Annotated in this window: 18 protein-coding genes, 2 tRNA genes and 1 pseudogene; 11 read left to right on the top strand and 10 right to left on the bottom strand. The window is 73.7% G+C overall.

What is annotated here, in order from left to right:
- Positions 1-65 precede the first annotated feature (65 nt).
- The 3 genes from ACIBA9_RS16415 to ACIBA9_RS16405 all read left to right on the top strand — a co-directional run bounded on the left by ACIBA9_RS16415 (position 66) and on the right by ACIBA9_RS16405 (position 2,540).
- Complete coding sequence (locus ACIBA9_RS16415) at positions 66-1,211, top strand: SPFH domain-containing protein (protein WP_399363470.1); 1,146 nt, start codon at positions 66-68, stop codon at positions 1,209-1,211.
- Between the two features lie 136 nt (positions 1,212-1,347).
- Entirely contained in the window at positions 1,348-1,953 is a 606-nt protein-coding gene (locus ACIBA9_RS16410) for a lytic polysaccharide monooxygenase (RefSeq protein WP_362150970.1), read from the top strand.
- A gap of 119 nt (positions 1,954-2,072) precedes the next feature.
- Positions 2,073-2,540 carry a DUF3592 domain-containing protein gene (locus ACIBA9_RS16405; protein ID WP_399363468.1) on the top strand — a complete coding sequence of 156 codons (468 nt, stop codon included), beginning with the start codon at positions 2,073-2,075 and terminating at the stop codon, positions 2,538-2,540.
- A gap of 80 nt (positions 2,541-2,620) precedes the next feature.
- On the opposite strand, the gene ACIBA9_RS16400 is transcribed toward ACIBA9_RS16405, so the two are convergent.
- The 3 genes from ACIBA9_RS16400 to ACIBA9_RS16390 all read right to left on the bottom strand — a co-directional run bounded on the left by ACIBA9_RS16400 (position 2,621) and on the right by ACIBA9_RS16390 (position 4,716).
- A tRNA-Lys gene (locus tag ACIBA9_RS16400) sits at positions 2,621-2,694 on the bottom strand.
- Positions 2,695-2,794: 100 nt separating this feature from the next.
- Positions 2,795-3,553: an IclR family transcriptional regulator gene (locus ACIBA9_RS16395; RefSeq protein WP_399363466.1), complete on the bottom strand. Its 759-nt coding sequence runs from the start codon at positions 3,551-3,553 to the stop codon at positions 2,795-2,797.
- Between the two features lie 200 nt (positions 3,554-3,753).
- A complete protein-coding gene (locus ACIBA9_RS16390) occupies positions 3,754-4,716 on the bottom strand; it encodes a D-2-hydroxyacid dehydrogenase (protein WP_399363464.1) in 963 nt (320 codons plus the stop codon).
- 190 nt (positions 4,717-4,906) lie between these two features.
- On the opposite strand from ACIBA9_RS16390, the pseudogene ACIBA9_RS16385 reads away from it, so the two are divergent.
- The 5 genes and pseudogenes from ACIBA9_RS16385 to ACIBA9_RS16365 all read left to right on the top strand — a co-directional run.
- A pseudogene (locus ACIBA9_RS16385) lies at positions 4,907-5,059 on the top strand (decarboxylase); the annotation flags it as partial.
- On the top strand, positions 5,056-5,787 hold the full coding sequence (locus ACIBA9_RS16380) for a decarboxylase (protein ID WP_399363462.1): 732 nt from the start codon (positions 5,056-5,058) through the stop codon (positions 5,785-5,787). The pseudogene ACIBA9_RS16385 and the gene ACIBA9_RS16380, both read left to right, overlap by 4 nt.
- Positions 5,788-5,882: 95 nt before the next feature.
- Complete coding sequence (locus ACIBA9_RS16375; RefSeq protein WP_399363460.1) at positions 5,883-6,251, top strand: hypothetical protein; 369 nt, start codon at positions 5,883-5,885, stop codon at positions 6,249-6,251.
- Between the two features lie 131 nt (positions 6,252-6,382).
- Positions 6,383-6,952 carry a bifunctional DNA primase/polymerase gene (locus ACIBA9_RS16370; protein ID WP_393898460.1) on the top strand — a complete coding sequence of 190 codons (570 nt, stop codon included), beginning with the start codon at positions 6,383-6,385 and terminating at the stop codon, positions 6,950-6,952.
- A tRNA-Lys gene (locus ACIBA9_RS16365) sits at positions 6,943-7,016 on the top strand. Before ACIBA9_RS16370 ends, ACIBA9_RS16365 begins: the two co-directional genes overlap by 10 nt.
- An 87-nt stretch (positions 7,017-7,103) precedes the next feature.
- Here ACIBA9_RS16365 and ACIBA9_RS16360 read toward each other — a convergent pair.
- Positions 7,104-8,363, bottom strand: a complete 1,260-nt coding sequence (locus ACIBA9_RS16360; protein WP_362150985.1) for a M6 family metalloprotease domain-containing protein — start codon at positions 8,361-8,363, stop codon at positions 7,104-7,106.
- Positions 8,364-8,695: 332 nt separating this feature from the next.
- Between ACIBA9_RS16360 and ACIBA9_RS16355 the strand changes: the two genes are divergently transcribed.
- Positions 8,696-10,519 (top strand): putative bifunctional diguanylate cyclase/phosphodiesterase, encoded by a 1,824-nt coding sequence (locus tag ACIBA9_RS16355; RefSeq protein WP_399363457.1) that lies wholly within the window; start codon positions 8,696-8,698, stop codon positions 10,517-10,519.
- On the opposite strand, the gene ACIBA9_RS16350 is transcribed toward ACIBA9_RS16355, so the two are convergent.
- The 5 genes from ACIBA9_RS16350 to ACIBA9_RS16330 form a co-directional block, all read right to left on the bottom strand.
- Entirely contained in the window at positions 10,498-11,586 is a 1,089-nt protein-coding gene (locus ACIBA9_RS16350; protein ID WP_393898463.1) for an LLM class flavin-dependent oxidoreductase, read from the bottom strand. The two genes, ACIBA9_RS16355 and ACIBA9_RS16350, sit on opposite strands and share 22 nt — an antisense overlap.
- A gap of 72 nt (positions 11,587-11,658) precedes the next feature.
- A complete protein-coding gene (locus ACIBA9_RS16345; RefSeq protein WP_399363455.1) occupies positions 11,659-13,014 on the bottom strand; it encodes an AAA domain-containing protein in 1,356 nt (451 codons plus the stop codon).
- Positions 13,011-14,639: a hypothetical protein gene (locus tag ACIBA9_RS16340; protein WP_399363453.1), complete on the bottom strand. Its 1,629-nt coding sequence runs from the start codon at positions 14,637-14,639 to the stop codon at positions 13,011-13,013. Before ACIBA9_RS16340 ends, ACIBA9_RS16345 begins: the two co-directional genes overlap by 4 nt.
- Entirely contained in the window at positions 14,630-15,901 is a 1,272-nt protein-coding gene (locus tag ACIBA9_RS16335; protein ID WP_399363451.1) for a hypothetical protein, read from the bottom strand. The genes ACIBA9_RS16340 and ACIBA9_RS16335 overlap by 10 nt, the downstream gene beginning before the upstream one ends.
- The gene (locus ACIBA9_RS16330) at positions 15,798-16,742 is read right to left on the bottom strand and encodes a phosphatase PAP2 family protein (protein WP_399363449.1); all 945 of its coding nucleotides are present in this window, start codon (positions 16,740-16,742) and stop codon (positions 15,798-15,800) included. Before ACIBA9_RS16330 ends, ACIBA9_RS16335 begins: the two co-directional genes overlap by 104 nt.
- Before the next feature lie 240 nt (positions 16,743-16,982).
- Here ACIBA9_RS16330 and ACIBA9_RS16325 point away from each other — a divergent pair, with 240 nt between their 5' ends.
- Positions 16,983-17,579 carry a histidine phosphatase family protein gene (locus ACIBA9_RS16325; protein ID WP_399363447.1) on the top strand — a complete coding sequence of 199 codons (597 nt, stop codon included), beginning with the start codon at positions 16,983-16,985 and terminating at the stop codon, positions 17,577-17,579.
- Positions 17,580-18,083: 504 nt separating this feature from the next.
- Here the strand turns inward: ACIBA9_RS16325 and ACIBA9_RS16320 are convergent.
- Positions 18,084-19,652, bottom strand: a complete 1,569-nt coding sequence (locus ACIBA9_RS16320; protein ID WP_399363445.1) for a hypothetical protein — start codon at positions 19,650-19,652, stop codon at positions 18,084-18,086.
- A 266-nt stretch (positions 19,653-19,918) separates the two neighbouring features.
- Between ACIBA9_RS16320 and ACIBA9_RS16315 the strand changes: the two genes are divergently transcribed.
- The gene (locus ACIBA9_RS16315) at positions 19,919-20,332 is read left to right on the top strand and encodes a hypothetical protein (protein WP_399363443.1); all 414 of its coding nucleotides are present in this window, start codon (positions 19,919-19,921) and stop codon (positions 20,330-20,332) included.
- Positions 20,333-20,336 lie beyond the last annotated feature (4 nt).

Raw genomic sequence — 20,336 nt, 5'->3', positions numbered from 1 at the left:
GGCAGGCACCCTCTTCCTGACATCCCCTGTTCATGACGCATCTGGCGCGGAGGCTGGAGGCACGCATGAGTACGACCACGTCACACATCCCACCCGAACCCGAGGGGCAGCCGGAGGGGGGCACGGGCACGGGCACGGGTACGGGCACCCGCCCGGTCCGGCTGATCCAGAACGAGGCGACCACCGAGATCCCCGTCCACCTGCTCTTCCGGGACGAGATCGACCCGGTGAAGGTGCCGCTGAAACCGGCCGTCGTGGGCCGTCGGCAGGGCACCGGCGAGCAGCCCCGCCTCGGGCGCCCGGCGCCGGTGCGCAGACGGCCGCTGCCGCAGGTCGACCCGGAGCTGGTGGAGCGTCCGGGGTGGGTGCTGCCGGGCGCGGCCGGCGCGCTCGCCGGGGCCTGCGGACTCACCGGGTGCCTGGCCACCACCTGGTGGGCGGGTCTGATCCCGTCGTTCGCGGCCCAGGCCCTGCGTATGCCGGCGTACGCGGGCGCGGGCCTCGGCCCGGCCCAGTGGGCGGCGTACACGGGGGCCGGGGCGCTCGGCGCGCTCGGGTTCGGCGGGCTGACCCGGGGGCGGACCGGGCGCGCCTGGGTGCTCGGCCTGTTCGGCCGGTACCGGGGGACGGTCCGGCGCACCGGCCTGCTGTGGGTGAACCCGCTGGTGCGGCGGAACCGGGTGGACGTGCGGCTGCGGCACTGGCGCAGCGAGGCGATGTCCGCCGCGGACCCCGACGGCATGGCGCTGCGTGTGGTGGTGCTGGTGGTGTGGCGGGTGCGGGACACCGCGCGGGCCGTGCTCGGCATCGAGGACCACGAGACGTATCTGCGCGAGTGCGTGGAGGCGGCGCTGGCCCGGGTGCCGGTGGAGCCGGCGGGCGGCAACCGGGGCGGGGTGACGGCGGCCGGCGACGCGCTGACCCGGCTGGTGGCGACGGAGGCGGCGGGGATCGGGGTGGAGGTGTTCTCGGTGCAGCCGGTCCGGGTGGAGTACGCCCCCGAGGTCGCCGCCGCGATGCACCGGCGCCGGATCGCCGCGCTGGACGCCCGGCAGCGGGCCACCATGCTCAGCTCGGTGGTGGACTCCGTGGAGGACACGGTGACCCGACTGACCGTGCGCGGTCTGGTCGAACTGGACGACTACGAGCGCAAGGTGCTGGTGCGCGACCTGACGGTGGCGTTCTGCTCGGGGCGCGCCGAGCCGGTGTAGCCGGCCCCGGAGGGTACGGGCCGGCGATCCGTCGATTGGTATGGACATGTTCAACGGTCAGCAATAATCTGAGCCTTGGTCTAGACCTGACCTCTGCACAGCGCACTGAACTCCCCACGTCTCCAGGAGCGGCAGCATGCGCACCAAGACCAAGTTGTCCGCAGTCGTGCTGGGTGCGGTGACCGCCGGAGCCTTCGCGCTCTCCACCGGCGGCGCCAGCGGGCACGGCTACACCGACCTCCCCATCAGCAGACAGAAGCTCTGCCAGAACGGCACCGTGGCGAACTGCGGCCAGATCCAGTGGGAGCCGCAGAGCGTCGAGGGCCCCAAGGGCTTCCCGGCCGCCGGACCCGCCGACGGCCAGCTCTGCAACGGCGGACTGAGCCAGTTCGCCCAGCTCAGCTCGCCGACCACCCCGTCCGGCGCGGCCTGGCCCACCACGAAGGTGACGGGCGGCCAGTCGTACACCTTCCGCTGGCAGTTCACGGCCATGCACGCCACGACGGACTTCAAGTACTACGTCACCAAGCCGGGCTGGAACCAGAACCACGCCCTCGCCCGCTCGGACCTCAACCTCACCCCGTTCCTGACGGTGCCGTACAACGGCCAGCGCCCGCCGGCCACCCTCAGCCACAGCGGCACCCTGCCGTCCGGGCTGAGCGGGCACCACGTCATCCTCGCGGTGTGGACGATCGCCGACACGGGCAACGCGTTCTACGCCTGCTCGGACGTCACCTTCTGACCCGCGTACCGCAACGGCTCGGAAACTGAGGTTCCCTTGAGGCCGGCCGGCCCGCGCGCCGGGTAGGTTCCCGCCACACCGCTCGATCGGGGGTGGTGGACCGACCTCGGGGGAACCTCATGTTCGAGCTGCTCTTCTACGCCGTTCCCGTCCTCATGATGGTGGGCTTCGGCTACGCCGCGTACCTGCTGATCCGCCGAGCCCTGCGGATCGGCAGGACGTGGTCCCGCGGACTGCCGGCCGAGGCGCGCTGTCTGCGGATGTTCACGACGACCAGCGGGGGCGGCGGGGACACCTCGGTGCACACGACCGTCCACCACGTATACGAGTTCACCACCGCCGAGGGGCGCTCCATCCGGTTCGAGGAGGAGGGCGGCCCCGCGACCGTCCTGGAGGGCGACTTCGTCACGGTGCGGTACCTGCCCGAGCGGCCCGAGCGGGCCACCGCGCTCCCGCCGTCCCGCGGCACGCTCGCCGTCACCACCGGACTCGGACTGACCTTCCTCGGTGTGGCCATCGCCTTCTGTGTCGGTTTCATCGTCGCCTCCCACCTGATGTTCTCGGCGATGAACGACATCACTCCCTGATCCGGGGGAGGCGGCGTACCGGAGGCCGACCGCGGAAGACGCCGAAGGGCCCCTCGCCTGGGCGAGGGGCCCTTCTTCCGTGCGCCGCCAGGGACTCGAACCCCGGACCCGCTGATTAAGAGTCAGCTGCTCTAACCAACTGAGCTAGCGGCGCATGACTCTCGCCTTCCGCTTGGCGCGGCCGGCGACGAAGAAAATACTACCTGGTCCGCGAGGGTGCTCCGGACCACCCCGGCCGGTCACCCCGGGCGCCCTCAGAGTGCCAGCGAGAGCAGCACCGGTGTCGCGCTCCGGTTCAGCGTGTCCGCGGCCTGCCTCAGCCGGTGCGCGTGCTCCACCGGCAGCGAGAGTGCCAGACAGCCCACCGAGGATCCCGCCGTGATCGGGACGGCCGCGCAGACCGTGCCGACCGCGTACTCCTGGAGGTCGAGTACCGGCACCGTCGGCGGCTGGGACTCCAGCCGGGACAGCAGCAGCTTGTCGCTGGTGATCGTGCGCGAGGTGAGGCGGGCCATCCGGTGCCGGGAGAGATGGTCGCGGCGGCCGTTGTGGTCCAGCTGGGTCAGCAGGCTCTTGCCGACGGCGGTGGCGTGGGCGGATTCGCGGAAGTCCACCCACTCGTTGACCGCCGGGGTGGCGGGCCCGGCCGCGTACTGGGTGACCTTCACCTCGCCGTCGACGTACCGGCTGATGTAGACGGCCGCGCCGACCGAGTCGCGCAGCCGGTCCAGGGTCCGCTGCAGCTTCTCGCGCAGGGCCTGCTCGTGGTCGTGCGCCGAGGTGAGGCGGCGCAGGGTGTCCCCGGTGACATACGCCCCGTCGGTGATCTGCTCGACGTAGCCCTCGCGGCGCAGCATACGCGGCAGGGCGGTGAGCCGCTCGGAGCCGAGGCCGGTGAGGCGGGACAGCTCGGTCTCGGTGACGCCGGCGGAGTGGTCCGCCACGGTCTCCAGCACGCGCAGGGCGTCCTGGGCGGAATGGTACGGGGCGGTCGGCTCGTGCATCAGCGCCACGGTTTCCCCCTGCGCTCGCTTACTGGGCCGTAACTGCGGTCGGTGCGGCGCTTCCACGATAACGGGCAAAGCGGGTCGGGGAAGAGGGTGTTGCCAAGATCGTGCCGGTTCCCCATCCCCTCCCAACAGCGACGCTGACTCGTTGGCATATGCCAGAGTCATGCCCCGCCACCCGGACCTCGACCGATCCCCCTCCAGGGTCAGTGGCCGGGCACGTAACCACGTTTCTTGTCGACCACGTTCGGCAGTGATCTGCCCACCGCCCACCGTTCGAACATCTCCAGGAACTGCCCGCCCAGTTCGTCCCGCCAGCCGACCGTGTCCCCGCTCATGTGCGGAGAGACGATCAGCCCCGGCAACCCCCACAACGGGCTGTTGCCGGGCAGCGGTTCGGCGGTGAAGACGTCCAGCGCGGCTCCCGCGATCCAGCGCCGGGTCAGCGCCTCGGCGAGGGCGTCCTCGTCGACCAGTCGCCCGCGGCCGACGTTCACGAAGAACGCCGAGGGCTGCATCACCCCGAAACGGTGGGCGTCGAACATGCGGTACGTCTGCTCGGTCAGCGGGGCCGCCGCGATCACCCAGTCGGCGCGGCAGATCAACCGGTCCAGGTCCGCCGGGCCGTGGATGCCGGTCCGCGGCACCCGCCCCACCAGCGCCGTCGTCACGCCCAGGGCCTTCAGTGTGCGCGCGATGGCCCGGCCGATCGGCCCCGAGCCGACCACGCACGCCCGGGTGCCCGCCACCCGCCGGCTCTCCCGGTGCCGCCAGGTCCGCTCCCGCTGGTGCTCCAGCGTGCGCGGCAGATCCTTGGCGACCGCCAGCACGAGAGCCGCCACGTACTCGGCGACCGGCTGGTCGAAGATCCCCCGCGCATTGGTCACCACCGTGTCGGACGCGACCAGTTCGGGACACATCAGATGGTCCACGCCCGCGCTCGCCGTATGCACCCAGCGCGGCCTGGGCCCGTCCCCCGGCCAGGCCTCGCGCACGGCGTGCGAGGCGAAGTCCCACACCAGCAGGGCGTCCGCCGCGGGCAGCCGCTCGGCCAGGTGCGCGGCGTCCGTGTGCACGATCCGGGCGCGGCCGGTGAGGCGGCCGAGCCGGGGCGGCGGGTCGGCGTCCAGCACGAGGAGCGTGGGCTGCGGCGGCGGAGTCGGTGGCATACGGGGCGGCTCCCGGCGTCTGACATGCGCGGATTGACCACGCTCGCACCCGAGCCTGCCTTCGTCAACACGGGCTTGTCCACGATCCGTTGCCCACTCGTCCCCCAGCGTGAGCCCGGCGCCCTGCCCTCGGTGACCACCCCCGGGGCGCTGCCGGGGGCCCGGGTCCGGGCCGTCCGGCGGGTCGCGCCGCCATGCGGCTCTTACGGCCAACCAGGTCACGATGTGGGCGGCGCCGCGCCGGCTGGGTACCCGACCCGTGGGGCCCTGTCGGGCCCTGCTGGACGCGGCCGCGCGCGAAAGGCCCGTACTGCCCGAAGAGACGCAGGAAGGCTGGACATGACCGCACTCGGATTTCTCTACCCGGGCCACTCCGCCGAGGACGACTATCCACGCATCGAGCAGCTTCTGGGCAGCGACGTCCGGCTGGACCTGATCCACACCGACACCGGCGAGGACGCGCACCCGGTGGACCCGCTGGGCGAGATGGGCTCCGCCGAACGGCTCGCCGAGGGCATGGAGGAGCTGCGGCTTGCCGGGGTCGAGGCGGTGGTGTGGGCGGGCAGCAGCGGGGGCTTCGCGCACGGCTGGGAGGGCGCCCAGGCCCAGGTGCGGACGCTGGCCCGGCTGGCCGGGATGCCGGCCTCCTCGACGTCCGTCGCCTTCGTGCACGCAGCCCGGGAACTCGGTGTGCGCCGGGTCGCCGTCGGCGCGACCTACCCGGAGGACGTGGCCACGCTGTTCGCGGAGTTCCTGCGGGCCGGCGGCCTGGAGGTGACCGGAACCCGGTCCTCCGGGACCGTCACGGCGGCGGAGGTCGGCACCTGGGAGGAGGAGGACGTGCTCGCGCTGGCCCGGGCGGCGGACGTGCCCGACGCGCAGGCCGTGCTGCTGCCGGACACGGCGCTGCACACGGCCGCCCACCTCCCGCTGCTGGAGAAGACGCTGTCCAAGCCGGTGCTCACGGCCAACCAGGTGACCGTCTGGGAGGGGCTGCGGCTGGCCGACCGCCGGGTGAACGCGCCCATCCTGGGGACCTTGTTCACCAGGGAGCCGCCGGCGCAGGCCTAGGTCTGTCCGCCCGGCCCCTTGCGCGGGCGCGGGACAATGGACGGTGGCCCACCTGAAGGCGGCGCCCAGCGAACCGTACGAGGAGGAGACGAGACATGGCGGAGCCCACGCCGCGTCGGAACGAACCGCGGCTACGCCCCGCGCCCCTGCTCTTCGAGCCCGCGGAGGCGGCCGGCGATCCCGAGCACTTCTTCGACCTGGAGTCGATAGACGACCCGCGGGCGCTGCTGGCGCGGGCCACGGAGCTGACCCAGGCGTTCCGGGCCGCCGCCGACCGGGCCATGGAGTTCCAGGCCATGGCGGCGGCCCAGCTCGCCGACCCGCGCCGGTTCGACCGGCTGACCCCGGCGGACATCGCCGAGCGGGCCGAGTGGACCGAGGACTACGCGAAGAAGATGGTGGAGTTCGGCCGGGACCTGTTGCGCGGCGAGGGTGAGGGCCGTACGCCGGCGGACCCCGTCTAGGGCCCGGACAAGCCGTGTACGGCCCGTCTGGCATATGCCAGGCGGGCAAGATACTCCCTCCCCCGCCTTTCTGTCCCGGCTTTCGGCAACCCTGCGAAACCGCTCGCTCACGCCCGGTACCTGTAGATGCCATGAGCGGTACACCGAACGTCACCCGCGCCACCCCCGACGGCGTCGCCTGGCTCGCCTCGGCGGGGCCGTACCCGCGCAGCACCCTGGCCCTGTGGCAGGAGTGCCCCGAGGCGCCGGTCGTCCTGCCCTGTGGCACCGTCTTCGACGTCGTGAGCGCCCCGGCCGTCTTCGGGCGCCGGATGCTGGACCGGCTGTGGGCCGAGGGGCCGGGATCGGGCCCGGTGGCGGTGCTCCGCGGCCGCATGCTGCTGTTCGCCGCCCCGGGCACGGCCCAGCGGCTGCCCTCGCTGCTGTCCTGGGAGGAGTGGGGCTCGCACCGGGCGCAGGCGGTGCCGCCCCTGCTGTGCCACGGCACGGGCGACGCGGTCACCGTCCCGGCGCCCGCGAGCGAGGACGCCGCCGGCGCCGCCCGCTGGCTGGTCGCCCCGGACGCCCGGCACCCCTGGCTGCCCGGCCCCGAGGTCGTGCTCTGGGCGGCCGTACGCGCCGCCCGGGCGGCCGTACGGATATCGATTTTTCCTCCCGCCGAACAGGATGCTAAGGTCTACGACGTCAGCAGGCGCCGCTAGCTCAGTTGGTTAGAGCAGCTGACTCTTAATCAGCGGGTCCGGGGTTCGAGTCCCTGGCGGCGCACGCGAAGGAAACGGCGGGTCCGGTTCGAAAGAATCCGGCCCGCCGTTTTCGTATGCTCCCGCGATCCCCCCGTCGGGCTGGTCGCGGCTAGTCGCTCATCCCCGGTGTGATCTTCACCGTCCAGTCCCCCGAGGCCGTCCGGTCCTCCACCTCCACCTTCACGCCGTCCCCGGGCACGGTGAAGCTCTCCCCGAGCGCCACCGGGGCGTCCGCGAGCGGTGGATACACCGAGTTCTCCCAGCATGCCTCGGTGCCCGGATGGGCGTCCACGACCTCGACCGGGCCGCCGCCGGACTCCGCGCCGCTGCGGATCCGGTACACCAGCACCCCCTGCCGGCAGGACCCGCGGTCGTTCCCGGCCGCGCCGCGCGCCTCCAGGGCGACGGCGCTGTCCGGGCCGGTGCGCACGACGGCCAGCTTCACCCCGTTGCCGAGGCCGAAGGCGGGCGCGCCGCCCGTGCCCCGCACCGGCACACCCGGCCCCGCGGCGAGGGGCTCCAGGGTGAGGCGGGTCGGTCCGGTGCCGCGCACGCACGTCACCTGACGCGGATCCAGCCACCCGAGCCGCCACTTGTGCCAGGCGAACAGATCCGGGTCCAGCCCGAACTGGCTGCCCATCAGGTCCCAGTCGCCGACGTAGGTGTCCCAGTCGCCCTTGCCGTCCACCGGCCGGTGGTAGAGGTCGGGCAGATCGAACACGTGGCCGGTCTCATGGGCGAGGACCAGCCGGTCCGGCGGATGCTTCTCGAACACGGTGACGACCCGGCGGACGTCCGTGCCGTCCACGTGCAGGGGCGTGTCGAGGTTGACGACCTTCGTGGCGTCCGAGTCCACGCCGGGCGCGTCCGGGTCGGCGACGAAGTACACGACCGGATAGCGCGAGAAGTCGACCTCCTTGTCGGCCACCGCGAACGCGTCCCGCAGATAGGCGGCCCGGTCCTCGGCGCTCCAGTCCCGCCTTATGGCGTACGACGCCGACGCGCGCGGCATGCGCAGCCAGTGCTTCAGCGGGTGCGGGCGCAGCGTGAACTTCCCGTAGGAGGCCTGCTCGTAGTAGCGGCTGGTGGCGGGGAAGTGGTCCGCCGTCAGCTCGGCCGGGGTGGTGCGCGGGGTGGCGTCCGGGAAGGAGAGGAAGACCAGCACCGCGTCGAGCGCGCCGACCGGCCGGGTGTAGGCGGAGTTCCAGGTGTCCGCGCCCTCGGAGTGGTGGGCCTCCGTCCGGTGCAGGGCGCAGGGGGCCGGGGAGAAGGGCTCGGCGACCGACGGGCCGCTGAGGATCGAGGTCGCGGCGAGCGCCGACAGCGTGGTGCACACGGCGGCGGTGCTGCGCAGCTTGGGCACGGACATGACCTCCGGATGCGGTTCGCGGGACCAGCATCCAGATTGCTGTGCTTTGATGCACTATGCCCTGTTCGCCTGCACCAGAAGGGTGAGTGCCGCCCCACCCGTCCGCCGAAGCACTCCGCAGCCCTCCGGTACCCGACACCCCGAAACACTCACGGAACGTCACAACCGGTCATGGGGCTGAAGAACCCGTCCAGGTGCGGGCAGAAACGATCTGTCACAACCCCCGCTCCATCCGGGAGACTGGAGAGTGGCTGGAAGGGCCTGGAACCAGCCTCTATGATCGGCACACTTTCCGGCACGGACAGAGATCGAGTGCACTGCGGGAGCGAGCGGTGAGCGGAACGTCCGAAGGGCCGACGCCCGCGGCAGACCTCGACCGGTCAGCCGTTACAGACAGTGACCACACCACCTACCACCGTGTGTTCGCGGCCGCCCCGCTCTCCATGGCGGTCGTGGACCCCGAGGGCACCGTCGTCGATGCCAACAGCGCCTTCGGCGAGCTGCTGGGCACCGACCCGAAGACCCTCGTCGGCCGGGGCGCCGCCGACCTGGTCGACCTGGCCTCGGACGCCCGTACCTGGCACGCCTACCGCGAGGTGCTGCGCGGCCGGCAGGCGAAGCTGCGCTGCACCCGCCGGCTCAAGCACCCCGACGGACACTCGGTGTGGGTCCAGGTCACCGTCACCCCCCTGGCCGACGGCGGCCCCGGCGTCCTGCTCTCGGTCTCCGACAACAGCGCGCGCCGCGAACTCCAGGCTCAGCTACGGCACTTGCAGATGCACGATCCGGTCACCCGGCTGCCCAACCGCACGCTGTTCTTCGAGCGGCTGACGGCCGCGCTGGAGACCGATTCGTTCGAGCGGGGCGGCACCGGCCGGATCGGCCTGTGCTACCTGGACCTCGACGGATTCAAGGCCGTCAACGACACCCTCGGCCACCGGGTCGGCGACCGGCTGCTCGCGGCCGTCGCCGAACGGCTGAACCGGGTCGCCGACGAGGCGGGGTACGCCCGCGCCGCCACCCCCCTCGTGGCCCGGCTCGGTGGCGACGAGTTCGCGCTGCTCGTCGAGGACTCCACCGGCACCGAACAGCTCGCCGACCTCGCCGGGGCGGCGCTGAAGACGTTGCAGGAACCCTTCGACCTGGCAGGCCAGCGGCTGTCGTTGACCGCGTCCATCGGCGTGGTCGAACGCCACGCGGCCGGCACGACGGCCACCGGCCTGATGCAGGCGGCCGATACGACCCTGTACTGGGCGAAGGCCGACGGCAAGGGCCGCTGGACGCTGTTCGACCCTGAGCGCAACGCGCACCGCATGACCCGCCAGGCGCTCTCCTCCACCCTGCGCCCCGCCATCGAGCGCGGCGAATTCGCCCTGGAATACCAGCCGTTGGTGGGCATGGAGAACGGGCGGCTCAGCGGGGTCGAGGCGCTGATCCGCTGGAACCACCCGCAGTTCGGCACCCTGACGCCGAATCGGTTCATCGCGCTGGCCGAGGAGGACGGCTCGATCGTGCAGCTCGGCCGCTGGGTGCTGAACACCGCCTGCCGGCAGGCCCGCCGCTGGCAGACGGACCACCCCGGCGAGCCGCCCATCTTCGTCAGCGTGAACGTGGCCGTGCGTCAGGTGTGGGACTCCGACCTGGTGGCCGATGTGGCCGAGACCCTCGCCGAGACCGGGCTCGCCCCGCATCTGCTCCAGCTGGAGCTCACCGAGTCCGCCGTGATGGGCTCGGCGGGCCGACCGCTCCAGGCACTGCAGGCCCTCAGCGAGATGGGGGTGCGCATCGCCATCGACGACTTCGGCACCGGCTACTCCAACCTGGCCTATCTGAGCCGGCTGCCGGTGTCGGTGCTGAAGCTGGACGGCTCCTTCGTGCGCGGCTTCCAGTACGAGGGCGACTTCCCGTACGAGGGCGACAAGAAGGCCGCCGCACCGAACCCGGCCGACGAGGTGATCGTGGAGGCGATGATCCAGCTGGCGCACCGCCTCGGGCTGACCGTCACCGCCGAGTGCGTGGAGACCTCGGCCCAGGCCACCCGGCTGCGCCGGATCGGCTGTGACACCGGACAGGGCTGGCTGTACTCCCGCCCGGTGTCGCCGGATCGTATCTCCGAGCTGCTGGGGGAACAGACCTACGCGGTCGGCAACCCGTAGGCGTCCGCGATCAACTGGTAGGAGCGCAGGCGCAGCTCACCGCGGTGGGCGTGCGAGGTGAGCATCAGCTCGTCGGCGCCGGTGCGCTTGTGCAGGTCGTCCAGGCCGGAACGGACCTCGTCGGCCGTGCCGCTGACGATGTTGGCCGTCCAGGAGGTGATGAACTCCTCCTCCATCGGGCTGAACTCGTGCCGCTCGGCCTCCTCCGGGTCCGGGAACAGCCCGGGGCGGCCGGTGCGCAGCCGCAGCATGTTCAGGGCCACCGCCCGGCCCTGCCGGCGCGCCTCGCGCTCGTCGTCCGTCGCGAGGGCGGAGACGCCGATCAGGGCGTACGGCTCGTCCAGGACGGCGGAGGGGCGGAAGGCCTGCCGGTACAGATCGAGGGCCGGGATGGTGTTCTGCGCGGAGAAGTGGTGCGCGAAGGCGAACGGCAGGCCGAGCGTTCCGGCGAGCCGGGCGCTGAAGCCGGAGGAGCCCAGCAGCCAGACCGGCGGACGGTGCGGGGACTGCACGCCACCCGGTGAAGTGCCCTGGACGGGACCGGGAATCGCGTGGATACGGCCGTAGCGATGGCCGTCGGGGAAGTCGTCGTCCAGGAACCGGATCAGCTCCGCGAGCTGCTGCGGGAAGTCGTCGGCGCCCTCGGCGAGGGTCTCGGTGCGGCGCAGCGCGGCGGCCGTGGCACCGTCGGTGCCGGGGGCCCGGCCGAGGCCGAGGTCGACCCGGCCCGGCGCGAGGGCCTCCAGCGTGCCGAACTGCTCGGCGATCACCAGCGGGGCGTGGTTGGGCAGCATGACGCCGCCCGAACCCAGCCGGATGCGGTCCGTGTGGGCGGCGAGGTGGGCGAGGATCACCGCGGGCGAGGAGGAGGCGACGCCCGGCATGGAGTGGTGCTCGGCCACCCAGTAGCGGTGAAACCCGCGGGACTCCGCCAGCCGGGACAGCTCGACGCTGGTGCGCAGGGCATCGGTGGCGGTACTGCCCGCGCCGACGGTCACCAGGTCCAGTACGGAGAGGGGGACGGGGGCACTCCCGTGCGTCGCGCCCCGGATCTCGTCTGCCGGCACGGTGGACCTCCTGATGTCGAACGTGAGCGGTACCCGAGCCATAACTGGAGGCGCTCCCCGGTTATTCCCGCGTCAGGGCCGCCACGTCACCCGGTGTTCCGCCAGGTGCGAGAGGATCGCGTGGTTGGCCTCCCAGCCGTCGGGGAATTTCGTCAGGGTGCCGAGCTGGACCGGTTCCGTGGACGGGTAGTCGTCCAGGAGGTCGCCGACGCCGGCCCGGCAGACGACGACGCACGCGTGCCGGTGCCGGGAGGCCAGGACGCACAGCCGCCCGGTCTCCAGGTGGAAGGCGGTCGCGTCGGGACGGCCGGAGAGCGGGTGCAGGACGACCGTGACGTCGTACTCCCGGCCCTGCAGCCGGTTCGCGGTGTCGACCGTCACGCCGGACACGCCGAGGTCGGCCAGCGCCGCCCGGACCGCCGCCGCCTGGTCGCGGTGGGCCGTGCCGACGGCGACGCGCTCCGGGGTGAGGGGCCTGGGCTCGGGGGCACGCTCCGAGATGGCCGCACCGCCCCGCTCCAGCAGCCGCCGTACGACCAGCGCCACCGCGCGCACCGCCTCCGGATCCGTACGCGGAGTGTGCCGGGCGGGCAGCTCCAGCAGGCCCCAGCCGGACCGTGCCGCCTCGTCGATCACCCGGTCCGGGCCGGAGCCGTCGGAGGGGACGGCGAAGCCGAGCCGCCGGTCGCCGTCGCCGGTGCCGCTGCGGAACGGGGTGTAGGGATAGAAGGCGGCCGAGACCAGCGGGGCCGCGGAGGCCGGCAGGCGCCAGGAGACCGGGAGGCGGTGCTGCGGCAGACCCGGGTTGTGCGCCAGCAGGGTGGTGACCGCGGAGCCCGACGGGTCGTACGCCAGGCCCGCCCACTGCTCGCTGCCGACGGTCGCGAACGGGTCCAGCTGACCGGGGTCGCCCACGAACAGCGCCCGCTCGAACAGACCCGCCACCGCCAGCAGGGAATCCGAGCGCATCTGGTACGCCTCGTCCACGATCGCGTGCCGCCAGGGCTCGTCCACCTTCACATGCGCCCACTTCGCGGCCGTGGAGAGCACCACCGGCAGGCCGCCGAGGTCGGCCGCCTTCGCCGACGTACGGACGTTCGGCAGCGCGTCCAGCGCCTTGTCGTACGCCTCGGTGTCGCTGCTGTGCAGCCGGCCCACCGGCAGCTCCGGGTCCTTCTCGGCCAGCCGCAGGACCAGATCGTCCACCTGGGCGTTCGTCTGTGCCACCACCATCAGCGCACGGCCCGCACCGGCCAGCTCCAGGGCCGCGCGGACCACCAGGGTCGACTTGCCGGCGCCCGGCGGGGAGTCGACCACCACGCCCCGCTCGGTGCCGTGCAGGGTGTCGCGCAGGATCGCGTCGGTGGCGCGGGCGGCCGCGACCGCGGGGTCGGGGCCGACGGCCCGCTCGGCGTCCACGGTCGTCACAGCACGTCCTCCTCGGTCACGGCGTCAGGGGCCTCCGCCGACGGCTCGCCCGGCGGCCCGCCGTGCGTCCACGGGGTCTCCTCCGCGTCCGGCAGCCGCGCCCCGCCGCGCTGCTCGTGCTCGAAGAGGGTGAAGCAGACCCGGTCGCCCTTCTCCGGCACCGAACCGGGCTCCGGCTCCTTGCCCCGGCCCATCTTGTCCACGATCCGCAGCACCAGCACACCCCCGTCGCCCCCGCCGTCGTCCGGGTCGCCGCCGTCCGCCGCCGGCGCGTGGCCGACGAACTCCGCCGCCTGCGGCTTGCCGCCCAGCGAGCGGTACACCTTCGCGCGCTCCGCCAGATGCGGCCGGTCGTCCGTGCGGACCGTCACCAGCGGGCGCGGACTCGGCCGCTTTCCCTCGCCGTACGCCATCACGACCTCGGTCACCTCGCCCGCGAACGCCTCACCGGCCAGCCGCCGCCCGGCCATCACCAGCGGATCGTCCAACGCCTCCTGGGCCTCCAGGCGGGCCTGCTCGCGCTCGCGGGTGGCGAGCTTGTTCGCCGCCGTCACCGCGTCGTCCCGGCGCGGCTGCGGCGGCTCGCCGGCCGCCACCCGGTCGCGGTGACCGGTGAACGACCAGCGGTCCCGGGTCCAGCGCTCCTCGACATGCGCGCCCTCGGGCAACGCCCGCAGCAGGTCCAGGCCGCGCCACACCGCGTCCCAGGTCGGCCGCGTGCGGCTGTCGACCAGCTCGCGGATCTCGCGCTCGGCCACCGTGAGGGCGCCGAGCCGCTCGTCGGCTTCCAGCGGGTCCTCGGCGGCGGCCAGGGCGGCACGCGCGCGGTCGTAGCGTTCGATCGCCGGGGCCAGCAGCTTGTTGTCGAACGCGGGGTCGGTGGCCGGGCCGGCCGGCGGGCACAGCAGCTGTCCGGCCGGGTCCCGCTCCAGCTCGGCCCGCCGGGCGGCCTCCGCGCCGCTCGCGCCCGGCGGCGGGTCGATCCAGGCGAGCAGCGCGCCCAGGTGCTGGTCCTCCAGGGTGGACTGCCCGGTCGCCCAGTGCCGGGACAGCACGTCGGTGAGGGCGAGCAGCAGGGAGGAACCGGGGACCCGGGCCCGCTCGCCGAAGTGGGTCAGCCACCGGCCGAGCAGCGGCACCCGGGGCGGCGCCGGATAAGGCGCCTGCGGATCCTGCTCGGCGGTGCGGCGGAACCGCGTCGAGCGGCCCAGCAGCCGCACGAGGTCCAGGCCCGCGCGGCTCGGCACGATCAGCTGGGGCGCGTCCGCGCACAGCTCGACCTCGACCTTGACCCGCTTGCCGGTCTCCGGGTCGGTCTCCGTGCGCTCGGCCGCCTCCACCGACTCCGCGTGGGCCTCGACGTACGGCAGGACGACGTCGGCCAGTTCGGCGAGGAAGGCGAAGCGCTGGTCGCGGTCGCGGGGCTGCGGCACGGCCAGCAGCCGGGGCGCGTCCCGGTCGGTGCCGACGAGCGCGCCGAGCGGGGCGCCGGTCTCACCGGCGGTGGTGAGCGGCACGAACACCAGCGGGCGGTCGGACAGATGCCGGTGGCGGACCGTCGCGGCGGGCTGGGCCCGTCCGGTGTCGACGGCCTCCAGGCGGGCGAGCGTGGTGATCAGCGACACCGGGCCACCTCCGCGTGGGCGGGGTCCGCCGCAACCGCCTGGCGCCCCGGAACCCCCGGATTGCCCGGGGCGTCCGGGCTTCCCGGATCCCCGGGGGCCGCCGTCCGCAGCGCCTCCGCGCGCAGGTGCGCCGCCCGGCGCAGGGCCGCGACGGCCGGGTCGTCGGGGTCGCCGCTCTCGCCGCGGGCCGCCGCGAGGACCTCGTCGACCGTGGTCAGCCCGCCCAGTTCGGCCCGCAGGGGCCGCCCGAGACGGGTGACGGCGCCGGCCGCGCGGGAGCGTTCCCGGCAGTGGAAGGCCAGCTCGCAGGTGGACAGGCACTCGGGCGCGTAGGTCGCCGGCACCGCCGCCACGGCCGCCGTCAGTTCCTCGGCCGGCCGGTCGGGCGCGAAGCAGGTGCCGTCGGGCAGGGCACCGGCGATGTCCTCGATCCGGGTGAGCCGGGCCAGCTGGCGCGCGGTCACCGCGCGCTGCTTGCGGACGTCCACGGCACAGCCCGCCGGCAGGTTGGAGAAGTCCTTGGGACACACCAGCAGCACCCGGTGCCCCACGCGCGGGGCGGGATCGAGACGGGCGGCGACCTCCTCCAGCGCCAGCACGTACACCGCCGCCTGCCGGGCGGCCGCGCCCACCTTCGCCGGGTCCGCCGCGCCGTCGACCATCGGGAAGGACTTGATCTCCACCACCGACCAGTGGCCGTCCGGGTGCACCACCACCGCGTCCGGCTCCAGGAAGGCGAGCGAACCCGCCACGTCCAGGGCGAGCATCGGATGGTCCAGCAGCGTCCAGCCGCCCACGCGGGTGGCCTCGCGCAGCGCCAGCGCCGTACGGGCCGTACGACCCTCGGGGCCCTGTGCGCTCAGGTCGGGTACGGCGGCCGCCCGCGGCGCCGCGGCGCCCGGGTCCAGTCGGGCATGCGCCAGCCGCAGCAGCTCGGCGCCGCCGTCCGCCTTCACCTTCGCCTCGAACGCGTTGCCACGGGTCAGCGCGAACTGCGACTGCCCGAAGCCCGCCGGGGCGCCCAGCGCGTCGGCCAGCCGGGCCTTGTCCACCCCGGCGCCGTCCAGGATCGCCCGTCTGCTGCACCCGGGGTTCGCGGCGAGCGCCGCGAGGGCGCGCGCGTCCAGCGCCTTGGCCGGTACGTCGAGACCGCGCAGCTCAGCGAGCCGGTGCCGCAGCTCCTTCGCCCGCGTCCGTGGGGGCGGGGTCCGGTTCGCCTCCGGGGCCGGGCTGTGACGCGCGCTGCCGTGGAATTCGCTCACCCGCGGCAGTCTGGCATCCGGCACTGACAATCGGGGAACGCGTGCCGCCCGCGACGGGTGCGACACGCGGGAACAGACGGCTCCGCACGGCATCCGCGGCCCGCGTCACGCGCGGCGCCAGCAGCAGGCCGACGGCCATCACGGCGACGCCCGCCGCCGCGTCCAGGAAGTAGTGGTTGGCGGTGCCCATGACCACGAGCGCGGTCAGCAGCGGGTAGGCGACACCGAGGACCTTCGTCAGACGCGTGCCGCCGTGTCGCCACAGCATCACGCCGCACCACAGCGCCCAGCCGACGTGCAGGCTGGGCATCGCCGCGTACTGGTTGGTCATGCCGCCCATGCCGCGGGGCGCGCTGGCCTCGCCGCCCCACCAGCCGTACGAGCTGTACTGGGCCATCGTGTCGACGAAGCCGTGGTCGGCCGAGAGCAGCCGGGGCGGGCAGGTCGGCATCAGGGTGAAGCCGATCAGGCCGATGAAGGTGGAGGTCATCAGCCAGGTGCGGGCCGCCCGGTAGAAGGGGGCGCGGGACCGGAACAGCCAGATGAGGACGGCGGGCGTGACCAGGTAGTGCAGCGAGGCGTACCAGAAGTCGGCGGGGACCCCGAGCCACGGCTCGCGTGTGAACAACCGGTTCAGCGGGTGCTCGGCGTTCAGCCGCAGCAGCTTCTCGACGCGCAGGAGCGCCAGGCCGTGGTCGACGGCGGTCGTGACGTCACCGCGCGCGAGAAGGCGGCCGGCCGAGTAACAGCCGTAGACGAGGAGGATCAGCGGCAGCTCGGTCCACCAGCGCAACCGGGTACGGGGGGCCACCTCGGTGCCCGGTATCTCGGTCTGCGGCATCCGATCGCCCTCCCCCTTCTGTTGTGCGGCGCGCCCCCGGCGGGGCGACCGTGCCACTTTACGGTGTCCTCAGGACCGCCCCCGAGGGCGCCTGGTGGCGCCTTCGCGGGCGCTCAGTCCTCGAAGACGCCGACAGCGCCCGCCGGGTTGCCCCTGGCCGGGGTGAGCGATGATGGAAGCCACCCCTTCTGTTCGTTTCCGTGGCGTCCACGCGGCGTCCCTCTTCCGGAAAGGTCTCCCATGGCACCGCGCATCCTGCTGGCCCGGCACGGACAGACGGCTTGGTCGCTGTCCGGCAAGCACACCGGCAGGACGGACGTGCCGTTGCTGGAGGAGGGCCGGCGTGGCGCCAAGCTGCTCGGTGAGCGGCTGCACCACGCGCCGCTGGACGGGCTGGCGGGGGCGGAGGTGCGTACCAGTCCGCTCTCCCGCGCGCGAGAGACGTGCGAACTGGCCGGCTTCGGGGAGCGGGCCGCCGTCTGGGACACGCTCATGGAGTGGGACTACGGCGCCTACGAGGGCATGACGCCCGCCGAGATCCAGGCCGTGCGGCCGGGGTGGCTGATCTGGCGCGACGGGGTGCCGGGGGGCGAGACCCTCGCCGAGGTGACCGCGCGCGCGGACGAGGTGGTGTCCTGGGCCCGCTCGGCCGACCGTGACGTCCTGGTCTTCGCCCACGGCCACATCCTGCGGTCGATCGGCGCGCGATGGCTCGGCCTGCCCCTGGACTTCGCGGCCCGCCTCCGCCTGAACCCGACCTCCCTGTCCGTCCTCGGCTGGGCATACGGCGCCCCCGCGCTGGAACACTGGAACGACACAGGCCACCTCACCCCCTAACCCCCACACCCGGCCCCCCTTCAGGGTCGCGGGAACCCGCACCGGCCCCCAACACCGGGTCCTTGCCCCAACGGCCCGGCAACCCCCTCAGGGGCGCGGGGAACTGCGCGACCGGCCACGACGGCCCCGCACGCGAACGCCTCCGCGCCAGCGCCCTGTCCCGACGGCCGGTCAAGCACCCTCAGGGACGCGGGGACCCGCACCGGCCCCCGACGCCGGTGCTTTACCCCGACGGCCCGGCAACCCCCTCAGGGGCGCGGGGAACTGCGCGACCAGCCACGACGCCCCCGCACCCGAACGCCTCCGCGCCAGCGCCCTGTCCCGACGGCCGGTCAAGCACCCTCAGGGACGCGGGGACCCGCACCGGCCCCCAACGCCGGTGCTTTACCCCGACGGCCCGGCAACCCCCTCAGGGGCGCGGGGAACTGCGCGACCGGCCACGACGGCCCCGCACCCGAACGCCTCCGCGACGCACCGCCCGGGGACACGGGGCAGCGCCCCGTGCTACGCCCGCCCCATCCGGGGCATCGACGCGTGCCGGTCAAGGAACTCCGTCACCCCCGAAGCCCGCCGGTGAGGCAACAGCACCCGCGCCGTCCCCGCCAGCATCGCCTGGATACGCGACGACTGGACCTGATCCAGCAGCGTCAGCACCCGCAACCCCGCCTCGGCCGCCTCGTCGGGCCGCCCCTCGCGGGCGAGATCGTCGGCCAGTTCCGCCGTGTACAGCGCGATGTTGCGCGTGAAGTGGGGATCCTGCAGCCGGGCCGCCCGCCGCGCGTGCCGCGACGCGCGCCGCCAGTCGCCCAGAGTGGACCAGCACTGCGCCTCCAGTCCCTCCAGCTCGGCCTCGCCGTAGAAGCTCATCCACTCGGGATCGGCGTCCGAGGGGCCCCGCCCGAAGAGGGCCTGCGCCCGGACCAGCGCCTGCTCACAGCCCGTGCGGTCGGCGAGCCCCGCCCAGCCGCCCGCCTCCCGCAGCGCGAGCAGGGACATCAGCCGCGCCGACCCCAGGGGCCGCGCCGCACGCTGGGCGGCCTGCGCGGCCCGGACCGCTTCCCGCGGGCGGCCGGCGTCCCGGGCCAGGAAGGCGGTGTTGCAGAAGGCGTGCGCCTCGAGCCCCGCGTCCCCGGTCATCCGCGAGGTGGCCAGCGCCTCCGCGTAGTGCGAGCGCGCGTCGTCGAAGCGGCCGGAGTCGTGGGCCAGCCAGCCCACGGAGATGGCCAGTTCACCGGCGCCCGCGTGCAGCCGGTCGATGGTGGTCTGCCGGGTCGCGCCGGCGTCCAGCAGCGCGTACGCCGCACGCAGCGGAGCCGCCGCGCGCCGGTAGAGACCGTCCGCGCCGTGCCGGTCGTCCAGCAGCCGGATGCGGCGGACCGCTTCCTCCAGGGCGCTCGCCTCGGGGGCCCCGGGTCGCCGCGGTGGCCGCGCCGGGGCCGTCGCCTCCGCGGTGAGCCGCAGCGGGCCCAGCGTGGCGGCGGCCACCGTGGCACCGCCGCCGGTCATGAATGCGCGACGCCGCACGTCGCTCTCCTCGTGGTTCAGTGGGCCTTTCGCGTACGGCTCGTTCGCGCCGTACGGGTCCTGCGCGCCGTACGGGTTGTGCGTGTCGTACGGGCCTTGCGTGTTGTACGGGTCCTGCGTCTCATACGGCTCGAACGCCCCGCACACCTCAAGGGCCCCGCGCGTCCCGGTGGCTTCCGGCCCCCCGACGCCTTTCGGAATCCCCCCGGCGGTGGGCGCGACCGGTGTCCCGGGCGCGTCCGCGGCGGGGCGCGCCGCTCGGCCGCGGACGGACGAGCGCGACGAGAAGCCCAGGTCGGCGAGCGTGCGACCGGGGAACATGTGCAGGAACACCCGTTCGTACGCGTAGTTCGGGCAGCGGATCTCGCCCGCCTCGACCCGGCCCACATAGCGCGCGTCGCAGCTCACCCGCTCACCGATCTCGCGCGCGGCGCGCCGTACGAGCGCCGCGAACTCGGCCGGTGAACGCCTGCCGCGCAACTGCCGGAAGGCGATGTTCGGCCGGAATGGCCGTTCGGGCTGTGACGCGGTCGCGGTTGACGACGTCATGGCCGGGTCCTCTCGTGCGAACCGTCGAACCGTGCCGGTACCGGGGCGGGTTCGAGACGAGTTGTCCGTGTGACGCCCTGGTTCCGGCGGGCATGAACGTACCTGCTGTGAAGGACCCGCCACGCAGTGTTTAGCTACAAACCGGATATCTCATGCACGATCCGCCATGAAGTGCCATCCTTTGCGGCGCACTTGTGCCGTAGCCGTTGACGCGTTCACGCGTTGGGCTCCATGGACCGCAACGGGGCTGTGTGGTGGAGGCCGGCATGGAGACCAGCCAGAGCAACGAACCTTGTACGTCGCCGTTGTCGGCACCCCCGTCGGGGACCGGTGACGGCGGATGCGACCTCGTGACGGTACCGGCCCGGCAGGGGCTGGAGGCGGTCGACATCCTGCGGCGCGGGGCCGTCGACGCGGTGGGACCCGTCCTGCACGATGACGGTTGCGACACCCTCGGCTTCCTCGTGCCGGCCGGCACGGCGGCCTGCTGGGACGTACCGGGCAGCGTCTGCACCGAGACGCACGGGCGCGGCCTGCGGCTGACCCCCGAGCCGCCGGTGGAGGGCTCCGACTGGCTGCTGCCGCCCGGCGAGGCCGACCTCGCCACCGACCCGGTGGTGCTGCGCCGGGCCCTCGGGGAGGCGGCCCGGCTGATCGAGGCGGCCGACAGCTGCCGGTGAGGCG

Source organism: Streptomyces sp. NPDC051452, assembly GCF_044454765.1.
Lineage (GTDB): Bacteria > Actinomycetota > Actinomycetes > Streptomycetales > Streptomycetaceae > Streptomyces.
The sequence above is the reverse complement of the archived record's forward strand: the minus strand, read 5'-3'. Positions and strand labels throughout refer to the sequence as shown.